The organism is Streptomyces sp. NPDC049887, from assembly GCF_040656535.1.
In the GTDB taxonomy this organism is placed as follows: Bacteria; Actinomycetota; Actinomycetes; order Streptomycetales; family Streptomycetaceae; genus Streptomyces.
This window is the reverse complement of record NZ_JBFAMM010000012.1, coordinates 76710-89776: the sequence shown is the minus strand read 5'-3', so window position 1 is coordinate 89776 and position 13067 is coordinate 76710. Positions and strand designations below refer to the sequence as shown.

At 70.7% G+C, this 13067-nt stretch carries 10 protein-coding genes; all 10 read right to left on the bottom strand.

Translation table 11 applies throughout. The features are described from left to right. Window positions 1-49 precede the first annotated feature (49 nt). Window positions 50-385 carry an RNA polymerase-binding protein RbpA gene (locus tag AB0J10_RS17010; protein ID WP_351225356.1) on the bottom strand — a complete coding sequence of 112 codons (336 nt, stop codon included), beginning with the start codon at window positions 383-385 and terminating at the stop codon, window positions 50-52. Window positions 386-495: 110 nt separating this feature from the next. Next, window positions 496-726, bottom strand: a complete 231-nt coding sequence (gene secG, locus AB0J10_RS17005) for a preprotein translocase subunit SecG (RefSeq protein WP_363062464.1) — start codon at window positions 724-726, stop codon at window positions 496-498. A gap of 192 nt (window positions 727-918) precedes the next feature. After that, a complete protein-coding gene (tpiA, locus tag AB0J10_RS17000; RefSeq protein WP_363062252.1) occupies window positions 919-1695 on the bottom strand; it encodes a triose-phosphate isomerase in 777 nt (258 codons plus the stop codon). Between the two features lie 7 nt (window positions 1696-1702). Beyond that, the gene (locus AB0J10_RS16995) at window positions 1703-2914 is read right to left on the bottom strand and encodes a phosphoglycerate kinase (RefSeq protein WP_363062250.1); all 1212 of its coding nucleotides are present in this window, start codon (window positions 2912-2914) and stop codon (window positions 1703-1705) included. A 118-nt stretch (window positions 2915-3032) separates the two neighbouring features. Continuing rightward, a complete protein-coding gene (gene gap / locus AB0J10_RS16990) occupies window positions 3033-4037 on the bottom strand; it encodes a type I glyceraldehyde-3-phosphate dehydrogenase (RefSeq protein WP_363062248.1) in 1005 nt (334 codons plus the stop codon). A 193-nt stretch (window positions 4038-4230) separates the two neighbouring features. Beyond that, a complete protein-coding gene (locus tag AB0J10_RS16985; RefSeq protein WP_363062246.1) occupies window positions 4231-7170 on the bottom strand; it encodes a M14 family zinc carboxypeptidase in 2940 nt (979 codons plus the stop codon). 707 nt (window positions 7171-7877) lie between these two features. After that, window positions 7878-8867, bottom strand: a complete 990-nt coding sequence (gene whiA / locus AB0J10_RS16980) for a DNA-binding protein WhiA (RefSeq protein ID WP_093653140.1) — start codon at window positions 8865-8867, stop codon at window positions 7878-7880. Then, window positions 8858-9892 carry a uridine diphosphate-N-acetylglucosamine-binding protein YvcK gene (yvcK, locus tag AB0J10_RS16975; RefSeq protein WP_138055961.1) on the bottom strand — a complete coding sequence of 345 codons (1035 nt, stop codon included), beginning with the start codon at window positions 9890-9892 and terminating at the stop codon, window positions 8858-8860. The genes whiA and yvcK overlap by 10 nt, the downstream gene beginning before the upstream one ends. Continuing rightward, window positions 9889-10830, bottom strand: a complete 942-nt coding sequence (rapZ, locus tag AB0J10_RS16970; RefSeq protein WP_363062243.1) for an RNase adapter RapZ — start codon at window positions 10828-10830, stop codon at window positions 9889-9891. The genes yvcK and rapZ overlap by 4 nt, the downstream gene beginning before the upstream one ends. Beyond that, a complete protein-coding gene (gene uvrC / locus AB0J10_RS16965; protein WP_363062241.1) occupies window positions 10827-12884 on the bottom strand; it encodes an excinuclease ABC subunit UvrC in 2058 nt (685 codons plus the stop codon). The genes rapZ and uvrC overlap by 4 nt, the downstream gene beginning before the upstream one ends. Between the last annotated feature and the right edge of the window lie 183 nt (window positions 12885-13067).

Below are 13067 nucleotides of genomic sequence, written 5' to 3'. Positions count from 1 at the left end.
GGTGACGGAATCCTGGGATTCCGTCACCGGCCGGGCCCGCGTCAGCTGCTCAGATCTCGCCCCGGAGCTTCGCGAGCGCCTCGGCGAGGATCGCCTCGCCGTCCGCGTCGCTGCGCCGCTCGCGCACATACGCCAGATGCGTCTTGTACGGCTCGGTACGCGGCGGGTCCGGCGGGTTGTCCCGGTCCTGGCCGGCCGGGAACCCGCAGCGCGGGCAGTCCCAGCTCTCCGGAACCTGTGCGTCGCTGGCGAAGCTCGGCTGCGTCTCGTGCCCGTTCGAGCACCAGAAGGAGATGCGGAGACGCGGTGCGGACTCGCCCCGCTCCGCCTCCCCCATCGGCCCCGCCCCGACCCGGCTTCCCCGGATCGCGTTGCCACTTGCCACGGTCGTAACTCCCTGCGTGATGGTGCTCGAAGATGCCCCAGTCTACGTAAGGCCCAACGCTCGTCCAGTGATTGGAGTTACACCCCCACCTCCGGGACGCCCTTTGCGGTTCAGCCGCCCAGCTTCATCAGCAGGGCAAGTACGACAATGCACGCGAACCACATCAGGCCGACCACGATCGTGATGCGGTCCAGGTTGCGCTCGGCGACCGAGGAGCCGCCGACGGACGACTGCATGCCGCCACCGAACATGTCGGAGAGGCCGCCGCCCTTCCCCTTGTGCATCAGCACCAGCAGCATCAGCAGCAGGCTGAAGACGATCAGGGCGATCATGAACCCCATAACCACGGCTGGACCAACTTCCTCGGACGAACGAATTCAGACTGAACAACTGATCAAGAAGAACGGGGGCCGGGCCCGCAAGCCTCGGCCCCCGCAAGCGTACGACGAGGTTACCCATTTCCACGAGCCTCGCCGTGGACCGGACCCTCCTCACCGAAGGTGACGAGGAGGGCGGGCAACGCTACCGTCCGCTCACTGGTCGCGGAAGCGCACGATCTTGACGAACTCGTCCACGTCGAGGGACGCGCCGCCGACCAGGGCGCCGTCGACGTCGGGCTGGGCCATGATCGCCGCGACGTTGTTCGACTTCACCGAGCCGCCGTACTGGATGCGGACCTTGTCGGCCACCACCTGGCCGTACAGCTCCGCCAGCCGGCCGCGGATCGCCCCGCAGACCTCCTGGGCGTCCTCGGGGGTGGCGACCTCGCCGGTGCCGATGGCCCATACGGGCTCGTAGGCGATCACCAGGGTCTCGGCCTGCTCGGCCGTGATGTCCTTCAGTCCGCCGTCGATCTGGTTCAGCGTGTACTGGACCTGCTGGCCGGCCTTGCGGACGTCCAGGCCCTCGCCGACGCAGAGGATCGGGGTCAGACCGTGCCGGAACGCGGCCTTCACCTTGGCGTTGCAGAGCTCGTCGGACTCGGCGTGGTACTGGCGTCGCTCGGAGTGACCGACGACCGCGTAGGTGCACTTCAGCTTGGCGAGCATGACTCCGGAGATCTCACCGGTGTACGCGCCCGAGTCGTGCGCCGAGAGGTCCTGGGCGCCGTAGGTGATCTTCAGCTTGTCGCCGTCCACCAGGGTCTGCACGGAGCGCAGATCGGTGAAGGGCGGCAGGACCGCGACGTCCACGGCGTCGTAGTCCTTGTCGGTCAGCGCGAAGGCGAGCTTCTGGACGTGGGCGATGGCCTCGAGGTGGTTGAGGTTCATCTTCCAGTTGCCCGCCATCAGCGGGGTGCGGGTGCTCATGTGGTGTTCAGTCCTCCAGTGCGGCGAGGCCGGGAAGCGTCTTGCCCTCGAGGTACTCGAGGCTCGCGCCGCCACCGGTCGAGATGTGGCCGAATGCGTTTTCGTCGAAGCCCAGTGTGCGGACCGCGGCGGCCGAGTCGCCACCGCCGACGACGGTGAAGGCCTTGCTGTCCACGAGTGCCTGGGCGATGGCACGGGTGCCGCCGGCGTAGTCCGGGTGCTCGAACACGCCCAGCGGGCCGTTCCAGAACACCGTGGCGGCATCGGCGATCTTGGACGCGTACAGCTCTCGCGTCTTCGGGCCGATGTCCAGCCCCTCCTTGTCGGCGGGGATCCGGTCGGCGTCCACCGTGATGCAGTCGGCGGGCGCCTTGGTCTTGAGGTCGGGGAACTCGCCGGAGGCGAGGACGTCGACCGGCAGCACCAGCTCGACGCCGTTCTTCTCGGCGCGCTCCATGTACTCCTTCACCGCCGGGACCTGGTCCTCCTGGAGGAGGGAGATCCCGACCTCGTGCCCCTGGGCCTTGAGGAAGGTGTAGGCCATTCCGCCGCCGATGAGCAGACGGTCCGCCTTCGCCAGCAGCGAGTCGATCACGGCGAGCTTGTCGGAGACCTTGGCGCCGCCGAGGACGACCACGTACGGCCGGCTGACGTCCTCGGTGAGCTTCTTCAGCACCGAGACCTCGGCGGCGATGAGGTACCCGGCGGCGTGCGGCAGCCGGGCCGGGAGGTCGTAGACCGAGGCGTGCTTGCGGTGGACCGCCCCGAAGCCGTCGCCCACGTACAGGTCGGCGAGGGAGGCGAGCTCGTCGGCGAAGGCGCCGCGCTCGGCGTCGTCCTTGGACGTCTCCCCGGGGTTGAATCGCAGGTTCTCCAGGACGGCGACGCTGCCGTCGCCGAGACCGGCGACGGTCGCGCGAGCGGACTCGCCGACCGTGTCGGTGGCGAACGCCACCTCCGCGCCGAGCAGTTCACCGAGCCGCGCGGCGGCGGGGGCGAGCGAGAAGGCCGGGTCCGGGGCGCCCTTCGGGCGGCCGAGGTGCGAGGCGACGACGACCCGGGCGCCGGCGCCGGCCAGGGCCTTCACGGTCGGCAGCACCGCGCGGATGCGGCCGTCGTCGGTGATCGTGGTGCCGTCGAGGGGCACGTTCAGGTCGGCGCGGACGAAGACCCGCTTGCCGGAGACGCCTTCGGCGAGAAGTTCGTCGATCGTCTTCATGCTTTGTTGGCTCCTAGGGGGAGGTCGGGGACACGCCACAGGGCCCGCGCAGCGCGCCGTTGCGCTGCCCGAGCCCTGCTCCGCTCACATCGTGGTGCCTACCGTCGCCGGCAGGCGGTCAGAGCTGGTTGCCGACGAAGACCGTGAGGTCGACGAGGCGGTTGGAGTAGCCCCACTCGTTGTCGTACCAGCCGACGACCTTGACCTGCTTGCCCTGGACCATGGTCAGCTTCGAGTCGAAGGTGCAGGAAGCCGGCCAGTTCACGATGTCCGAGGAGACGATCGGGTCCTCGGTGTACTCCAGGACGCCCTTCAGCTGGCCCTCGGAGGCCTTCTGGAAGGCGGAGTTGATCTCGTCCCTGGTGACCTCGCGGTCCAGCTCCAGGACGAGGTCGGTGACGGAGCCGGTGGGGACCGGGACGCGCATGGCGATGCCGTCCAGCTTGCCCTTGAGCTGCGGGAGGACCAGGGCGGTGGCCTTCGCGGCACCCGTCGAGGTCGGGATGATGTTCTCCGCGGCGGCACGGGCGCGGCGCAGGTCCTTGTGCGGGAAGTCGAGGATGCGCTGGTCGTTGGTGTAGGCGTGGACCGTCGTCATCATGCCCTTGACGATGCCGAAGTTCTCGTCGAGGACCTTGGCCATCGGGGCCACGCAGTTGGTGGTGCACGAGGCGTTGGAGATGACGTTGTGCTGCGCGGGGTCGTACTTGTCCTGGTTCACACCCATCACGATGGTGATGTCCTCGTCGGTGGCCGGAGCCGAGATGAGGACCTTCTTGGCGCCGCCGGCGATGTGCTTCTCGGCGTCCGCCTTCTTCGTGAAGATGCCGGTGGACTCGATGACGATGTCGACGCCGAGCTCGCCCCAGGGGATGTCGGCCGGGTTGCGCTCGGAGAGCACCTTGATGGTGTGCCCGTCGACGGTGATGGTGTCAGCGGTGTGGCTGACCTCGGCCTTCAGACGGCCGAGGATGGTGTCGTACTTCAGCAGGTGAGCGGTGGTCGCGGTGTCACCCAGGTCGTTGACAGCCACGATCTCGATGTCTGCACCCTGCTCCAGCAGCGCGCGGAAGTAATTACGACCGATGCGGCCAAAGCCGTTGATGCCTACGCGGATCGTCACGAACCGATCTCCTCAGTGGTACGCCGGTTTCGACGCCGGCGAGCTGATATGGGATGTCCCCGACCGCTTACGACCCTACCTCCCCGGGGCAGCCGGAGTGGCATCGAGCACGCCCCCGGATCGAGCCGAAAGCCGGTGGCCCGTACCTACCGACAAGTACGGACCACCGGCGCTTTTCGGCGACTACGCAGTGTCAGCGACGGAGCGCGGCGAGCGCCTTGCGGACCAGTGCGTTGCGGTCCGCGGGCGCGGCGACGTGCTCCAGGCCGAAGCCCAGCAGGACCGTGTCGCGGGTGGTGACGGCCGCGTACGAGACGAACAGCTCACCTGTGCGCGCCCAGTCACCACCGAGCGCGGGGCTGCCCTCCGGCGCCCCCGGCGTGGTCCACGGACCGAGCGAGCTCTCGAAGCCCTCGCTCTCCCTCTCCGACCCGCCGACGACTAGGGCGGCGTCGTCGGCGAACACACCGCGTCCGCCGCTGCCCGGGTCGGTGACGTAGGAGAGTGAGAGCTCGATCCGCTTGCCGGCGTAGGCGCTCAGGTCGAAGGAGACCTGCTTCCACCCTGCGGAGGAACCGGTGAAGCTGTTCCAGGTGCCGCTGGAGCCGGAAGCGGTGCAGCCGCCGGAGCCCAGGGTGAGGTAGTGCCGCAGGAAGGGATGCCCGCCGAGGAAGTACCCGGCCTCGCACTCCTCCGGTACCGCGGTACCGCTGAGCCCGCCCTCGTCCGGGAGCGTCGTCCAGTCCTCGGCGCCCACGGTGTGGGCCTCCAGGACCGCGTGGTCGTAGCCCGGCTCGGTGTTCCAGTTGAGCGCGAGCCTCAGCCGCGGCGTGTCGGCCGCGGTGACCCCGGTGAGGTCGACGGTCCGGGTGAGCCGCTTCCAGTCGTTGTCCTCGTGGATCGCGGAGGCCATCGACGAGCCCGCGTACGGGGCGTAGGGGTTGCTCACCCCGCCGTAGCGGCCCGCCTGGGCGCTCGCGAACTGCGGGAACTGCGCGGCCGGCAGCGTGTCGGAGGTGACCGTGTACGCACCGGGTGCGTTCAGCGGGTTGCCGGTGGCGCCGGAGAGGGGTCCGCCGGTCCCGGTCAGCGTTCCCGCTCCGGTGAACCCGGTGGCGCCGGGAGCCGAGGCGCGGCCGTACGCACCCAGCCAGTACTGGCTGAAGTCGTTGGTCACGGCCCTGCCGACCTGGGCGCTGCCGCCGGCCAGCTCCCCGGCCTCGATCAGCTTGCCGCCCTCGTTGAGGAAGTCGCGCAGGGCGAGCTGGGTGGGCCCGCCGGGCGCCTGCGCGCCGGTGTAGTGGACGGCGGTGGAGAAGTGGCCCAGGACGCCGAGCGGGTGCGGGGCGCCCTGCGCGGCGACGTCCCAGACGACGGCCTTTCGGCCGTTGGCCCGGAGCGCGTCGACGTATGCCCGGGCGTGCTGGGCCGGTGCGCCCTCCTCCGCCACGACGACCGTGTCGGCCTTGGGCCGGGGCGCGATCGTGTAGGTGAAGTGCTCGCTGGACGTGCGCTTCCCGCTCCTCGTCTCGCCGGTGAACCAGACCTCGACCCGGTCGCCGACGTCCCCGTCCTTGACCTTGGCGCGGTACTGGTCGAAGCGGATGTTGTCCTCGCCGCCGTAGGTCTCCCCGCCCCGCCACGGCCGGAGCGCCATGTCGTGGGTACGGCCGCCGTTGACGCGGTACTTGAGCTCCTTGTCCCGCAGGGACTTGCGGGCGACGACGGACACTTCCTGGTCCCCGCCGCGCGAGTAGGAGGTGGTGAACGGGTCGACGGTGAAGTCGGGGGCCTCCATACCGACCGCCGACGAGGGCTGGTCGGGGTGGGCGGCGGTCTCGGCGACGGACAGCGCGAAGTCGACGTTCTTCGCGAACTCCGCCTGGATCAGCTTCTCGTCGTCGGGGAAGTTGAACCCGGAGCGGCAGTCCTCGGGCCGCCACCGGTCGTTCGGGTCGATGGCGGAGGCGGTCTGGCAGGTCGTCATCTCCGGGGTGAACATCATCGTCCCGTTGACGTTGGCCGCGTGGCCGTCGGCCTCGCCGTTGGTGGTGTAGAGCTCGGAGGAGACCTGGGGGTGGTAGCCGGGCACGGCCGGGTTGTCCGGGGTGCCCGCCAGCGCCTTGTAGAGCACGTCGTCCGGCGTGGGGGTGGCGACCTGCCAGCCCACGCCGTACAGGATCAGTTCGGCGGCGGAGTGGTAGTTGATGCCGTACTCGAAGCCGATGCGCTTCTGGAAGCGGTCCAGCGCGACGGTCTCGGGCTCCGAGGAGGGGCCCGGACCGCGATAGGTCTCACTGGCGGCGTTGGGGGACGAACCCTCGTTGTCGTAGCCCCACTTGTAGGCGAAGTTGCGGTTCAGGTCGACACCGTCTCCGGTGGTGATCCTGCCGTCGCCGTTGTTGTCGCGCAGGTTCTTGCGCCAGAGGCGGTTGCTGTCGGCGGCGTGGGTGAAGTCGTAGCCGTCCGGATTGGCGGAAAGCAGGAACCACAGCTCGGTGCGGTCCACGATCCGGGTGAGGCGCCGGTCCTTGCCGTATCCGTCCACGTAGTGGTGGAGCAGCCGCCGGGTCATCTCGGGCGTGATCCACTCGCGGGCGTGCTGGTTGGACATGTAGAGGGTGGACGGCTTGGCGCCGTCCCGGTGCTTCTTGGCGCCCTTGGTCAGCTTCAGGGCGAGGATGTCCTTGCCCTGCACGGTCCTTCCGATGCTGACGACCTTGGTGATCGACGGGTTGGCGGCCGCGACGGCGAGGATCTCCTCCTGGAGGCCGCCCTCCCCGCTGTACGGCCGGAAGACACCGTCCCCGGCGGCGGCGACGCGCTTCTTCGCCGCGCCGGACACGGTGTGCTCGGTGAGGCTCACACCCTTGTCGCGGAGCGCGCCCGCCTGGGCGTCGGTGAGGAACACCTCGACCGTGGCGGTGCCCTCGGCCGGTACCTGCTCGGTCAGTTCATGACCGTCGGCGCCCGCCTGGAGGAGCAGTGGCACCTGTTCCTTGGTGACTTCCGCCTGCCACACGGTGAGTCCGGCGTCGTCGGCGCCCGTGTCCGCCCGGGCGAGCGGCGCGGCGGCCAGACCGGCCATCAGGAGTGAGGTCGCAGCGAGGATCGATCTCGCTCTTCGTCTCATCGGCCCCCCTTGCTTTCGTCTGTCGCGAAAGAAAACAGATGCCAGGCTCATGACAGTTCATGATCATGTCAAGATGCTCCGGCCGGCCAAGTGGCGTTCTCCCTAGGGGCGTTGAGAGGGAAGGCGTCTCGGCGCCCGGAGCGTGACGGGAGCTCCGGACCGTGTGCCGTCCGGGCCGCGGACGGCCCGGCGGGCCATGACGTCCACGGGCGGGGCGTGAGGGCCCTCGACCGGGAGGGTCGGAAAGCGGATCCGTCCGCCCGCAGGGCGTGAGGACTTTCGCAACCCTGGTGGACCCCGTCGAGCGGATCGGTGGAGCGGATCCGTCCCGCAGCTCCGAGGGGAGCATTCGTTCGGAGCCCGGCTCACGGGCGCGTCGCGGGGGACACGGCCGCGGAACGCGATCCCGGCACAGGTGCACCGTCACGAGCACCGCCCCGCGAGAGCGGCCCCGCGGGGCACTCGCGCCCGCAGCACGCTCGCACACCACCACCACGCGGGACGGCCAACCCGGCGACGGCGGCCCTGCGCACAGGGCCTCGGGGAACACGGCCGCGGAACGGGGCCCAGCACCCGCGTCGTCACCAGCACGGCCACGCGAGAGCCGCCCGAAGCGGGCCGCCCGGGACGCGGCCTCGGCCACGGGGGCTCCGTGCGCACGGCCTCGGGAGGCGGCCACCGGAGAGCGAGTGTTCGCCCTGGCGGGCTCAGCCCACCAGACCGTCGGCCATCTCCTCCGTCAGATTGGACTCCGTACCCGGGATCCCGAGGTCCTGGGCACGCTTGTCGGCCATCGCCAGCAGCCTGCGGATACGGCCCGCGACCGCGTCCTTCGTCAGCGGCGGGTCCGCCAGCGCACCCAGCTCCTCCAGCGACGCCTGCTTGTGCTCCATGCGCAGCCGACCCGCCGCCGCGAGGTGCTCGGGGACCTCCTCGCCGAGGATCTCCAGCGCGCGCTGCACCCGCGCGCCCGCGGCGACCGCGGCCCGGGCCGAACGGCGCAGATTGGCGTCGTCGAAGTTCGCCAGCCGGTTGGCGGTGGCCCGGACCTCACGGCGCATCCGCCGCTCCTCCCAGGCCAGGACCGACTCGTGCGCGCCGAGCCGGGTCAGCAGCGCGCCGATCGCGTCGCCGTCGCGCACCACGACCCGGTCCACCCCGCGCACCTCGCGGGCCTTCGCGGCGATGGAGAGCCGGCGCGCCGCACCGACCAGCGCCAGCGCGGCCTCCGGGCCGGGGCACGTCACCTCCAGCGAGGACGAACGGCCGGGCTCGGTCAGCGAGCCGTGGGCGAGGAAGGCGCCCCGCCAGGCGGCCTCCGCGTCGCACGTGGCGCCCGAGACCACCTGGGGCGGCAGGCCCCGGATGGGCCGGCCCCGGCCGTCGACCAGACCGGTCTGACGGGCCAGCTGGTCACCGCCCGCCACCACGCGGACGACGTAGCGCGAACCGCGCCGCAGCCCGCCGGGGGCCATCACCACGAGGTCCGAGGAGTGCCCGAAGATCTCCAGGATGTCCTTGCGGAGCCTGCGCGCCGCGATCCCCGTGTCCAGCTCCGCCTCGATCACGATGCGGCCGCTGACCAGGTGCAGTCCGCCCGCGAACCGCAGGATCGCCGAGACCTCCGCCTTTCTGCAGCAGGTCCGGGTGACGGGGAGCCGGGAGATTTCGTCCTTCACCGCTGCCGTCATCGCCATGGGCCGATCCTTCCATGCATCCGAAAAATACGGTCGTACGCGGCGGCCAACAGCTCCGGATCGTGCTTCGGAGCCCCGTCGGGTCTCGCCACGGGCGCCAGCTCGACCGCGGCACCGAGCCGCTTCGCCGCGTCGGCGAGGGACTCGCGGTCGGGCACGGCGGCCTCGTCGGCCAGCACCACGTCCAGGGCGAGTTTAGGGGCGTGTCGCCCCAAAACCTCCAAATGACGCTGCGGAGAGAAGCCCTCCGTTTCCCCGGGCTGCGGGGCGAGGTTGAGCGACAGGACACGCCGGGCCTTGGTCTCGACGAGCGCGTCCAGCAGCTCGGGCACGAGGAGGTGGGGGATCACCGAGGAGAACCAGGAGCCGGGGCCGAGGACCACCCAGTCGGCGTCCAGCACGGCCTCGACGGCCTCCGGGACGGCCGGCGGATCGTTCGGCACCAGGTGCACGGACTGCACCTCGCCCCGCGTCAGCGCCACGGTCGCCTGGCCGCGCACGGTGCCCACCTCGTCGGGGCGCGCCGGATCGTGCCCCCTCACCAGGGCCTGGAGCTCCAGCGGCACGGCGGACATGGGCAGCACCCGGCCGTGGGCGCCGAGCAGCCTGCCGACCAGGTCCAGGGCCTGCACATGGTCGCCGAGCTGTTCCCACAGCGCGACGATCAGCAGATTGCCGACCGCGTGCTCGTGCAGCTCGCCCTGGGACTGGAAGCGGTGCTGGATGACCCGGGACCAGGTCTGGCCCCAGTCGTCGTCCCCGCACAGCGCCGCGAGCGCCTTGCGGAGATCGCCGGGCGGCAGCACCCCGAGTTCCTTGCGGAGCCGCCCGCTGGAGCCCCCGTCGTCCGCGACGGTGACGACGGCGGTGAGGTCGCCCGTGATGCGGCGCAGGGCCGCGAGGGAGGCGGAGAGGCCCATGCCGCCGCCGAGCGCGACGACCTTGGGCTGGGTTCCGCGTCTACGGCCGGTGCGGAGCGCGTCACTGCCCCGCAGCCGGCGCAGCCGGAGATTGCGTGCGGTCACTCGCGCCCCATGTCCCGGTGGACGACGACGGTCTCGATCCCCTCGGAACCGAGCCGGGCGGCGAGCTTCTCGGACATGGCGACGGAGCGGTGCTTGCCGCCCGTGCAGCCCACGGCGATCGTCACGTACCGCTTGCCCTCGCGGCGGTAGCCCGCGGCGATCAGCTGCAGCAGCCCGGTGTACTGGTTGAGGAACTCCTTGGCCCCGGGCTGGTTGAACACATAGCCCGACACCTCCTCGTTCAACCCGGTGAACGGGCGCAGCTCCGGAACCCAGTGCGGGTTCGGCAGGAAGCGGCAGTCCACCACGAGGTCGGCGTCGACGGGCAGGCCGTACTTGTACCCGAACGACATCACGGTGGCCCGCAGCTCCGGCTCCTCGTCGCCCGCGAACTGGGCGTCCATCTTGGCGCGCAGCTCGTGGACGTTGAGGCCGGAGGTGTCGATCACGAGGTCGGCGTCGCCGCGCAGCTCCCGCAGCAGGTCCCTCTCGGCGGCGATGCCGTCGACGATCCGGCCGTCACCCTGGAGCGGGTGCGGACGGCGCACGGACTCGAAACGGCGCACCAGGGCCTCGTCGGACGACTCCAGGAAGACGATCCGGCGGGTGACCTGCTTGGCGTCGAGGTCCGCGAGGGACTCGCGGAGGTTGTCGAAGAACCGCCGGCCGCGAACGTCCACGACGACGGCGATCCGGGCCACATTGCCCTGGGAGCGTGCGCCGAGCTCCACCATGGTGGGGATCAGCGCGGGCGGCAGGTTGTCGACGACGAACCAGCCGAGGTCCTCCAGGCACTTCGCCGCGGTGCTGCGGCCGGCGCCCGACATTCCGGAGATGATCACCAGCTCGGGGATGGCCGCGTCTGCGGCCTGCCCGGCCTCGGTCGTGCCCGTACTCACGTCTCCTGCTCCGTGTTCTTGTCTGTTCCGCTCGGTCATTCCGTGGTTCCCCCGATTCCTTCCGTCGCTGCTGCCCCGTGGTCCTCTTCCATGATCTCGCCTGTCGCCGTGTTCACCGCCGGGGCGGCCGGAGCGGCCTGCGCCAGGGCGACGGCCACGGACTCCGCGGTCTTCCTGCCGAAGCCCGGAACCTCGCAGATCTGCTCGATCGTCGCCTGCCGAAGCCGCTTCACCGAGCCGAAGTGCTTGATCAGTGCCTGCTTGCGTGCCTCGCCGAGGCCCGGCACGGAGTCCAGCGGACCGGTCCTCAGCCGCTTGGTGCGCTTGGACCGCTGGTAGCGGATCGCGAAGTCGTGGGCGGTGTCACGCACCCGCTGGATGAGGTACAGCCCCTCACTGGAGCGGGGCAGCACGACCGGGTCGTCCTCCCCCGGCAGCCACACCTCCTCCATGCGCTTGGCGATGCCGGCGACGGCGACGTCGTCGATCCCCAACTCGTCCAGGGCCCGCTGGGCCGCCGCGACCTGCGGCTGCCCGCCGTCGACGAGCACCAGTTGCGGCGGGTAGGCGAACTTCCTGGGTCTGCCGTCGTCCACCGGGGCCGACGGCACCTCGCCGCCCGCCACGGCCTCGCCGTCCTCCGGGACCGCCCACTCGCCGGTCTTCTCCCGCTCCGCGAGATAGCGCCGGAAGCGCCGGCTGATCACCTCGTGCATCGAGCGGACGTCGTCCTGGCCCTCGCCGTGCCAGATCTGCGTGTCTCCGACACGACCCTTGATCTGGAAGCGCCGGTACTCGCCCTTCCGGGGCAGCCCGTCCTCGAACACGACCATGGACGCGACCACGTCCTGGCCCTGGAGGTGGGAGATGTCGAAGCACTCGATGCGCAGCGGCGCCGAGTCGAGGCCGAGCGCCTCGGCGATCTCCTCCAGGGCCCGGGAGCGGGTCGTCAGATCGCTGGCGCGCTTGGTCTTGTGCAGGACGAGGGCCTGCTGGGCGTTTCGCCCGACGGTCTCCATCAGGTCCTTCTTGTCGCCGCGCTGGGGGATGCGGAGCGACACGGCCGAACCCCGGCGTTCGCCGAGCCACTGGGTGACCGCGGCGAGGTCCTCGGGCAGGGCCGGGACGAGGACCTCCTTGGGGACGGCGTCACCGCGCTCCTCCCCGTACAGCTGCTGCAGCGCGTGCTCGACCAGGCCGGACGTGTCGACGGCCTCGACCTTGTCGGTGACCCAGCCGCGCTGGCCGCGCACACGCCCGCCGCGGACGTGGAAGATCTGGACGGCGGCCTCCAGCTCGTCCTCGGCGACCGCGATCAGGTCCGCGTCGGTGGCGTCGGCCAGCACCACCGCGTTCTTCTCCATGGCGCGCTTCAGGGCCTCTATGTCGTCCCGCAGTCGGGCGGCCCGCTCGTACTCCATGTCATCGGCCGCCGCCACCATCTCCTTCTCCAGGCGGCGGATGTAGGTGCCGGTGCGGCCGGCCATGAAGTCGCAGAACTCCTCGGCCAGTTCGCGGTGCTCCGCGGCGCCTGTCCTGCCGACGCAGGGCGCGGAGCACTTGCCGATGTAGCCCAGCAGACAGGGCCTGCCGGTGCGCTCCGCGTTCTTGAAGACCCCGGCGGAGCAGGTGCGCACGGGGAAGACGCGGAGCATCAGGTCGACCGTCTCGCGGATCGCCCACGCGTGCGCGTACGGACCGAAGTGGCGCACGCCCTTCCTCTTGGCGCCGCGCATCACCTGGACCCGCGGAAACTCCTCGTTCATGGTCACCGCGAGGTACGGGTAGCTCTTGTCGTCCCGGTACTTGACGTTGAACCGGGGGTCGAACTCCTTGATCCAGGAGTACTCCAGCTGGAGGGCCTCCACCTCCGTGGAGACGACGGTCCACTCCACGGAGGCCGCGGTCGTGACCATCGTGCGGGTGCGCGGATGCAGACCCGCCAGGTCCTGGAAGTAGTTCGCCAGCCGCTGCCGCAGACTCTTCGCCTTGCCGACGTAGATCACCCGGCGGTGCGCGTCGCGGAACTTGTAGACCCCTGGCGAGTCGGGGATCTGTCCCGGCTTGGGGCGGTAGCTGGAGGGGTCTGCCATGCCGCCCACCCTACTGGCGGGCACGGACAACCGGGGCCGCCGGAAGGGCGCGCGCACCCGCCCTCCCGCACGGACGCGGCCCCCTCCGCCGGACCCTCGCGGGCAGGGTCGCGAGGGCCGACGCCGCTACGGCCGGTGCCCGGCCGCTCACCGTTCGACGGCGCAATACGGACCCTTCGCCCA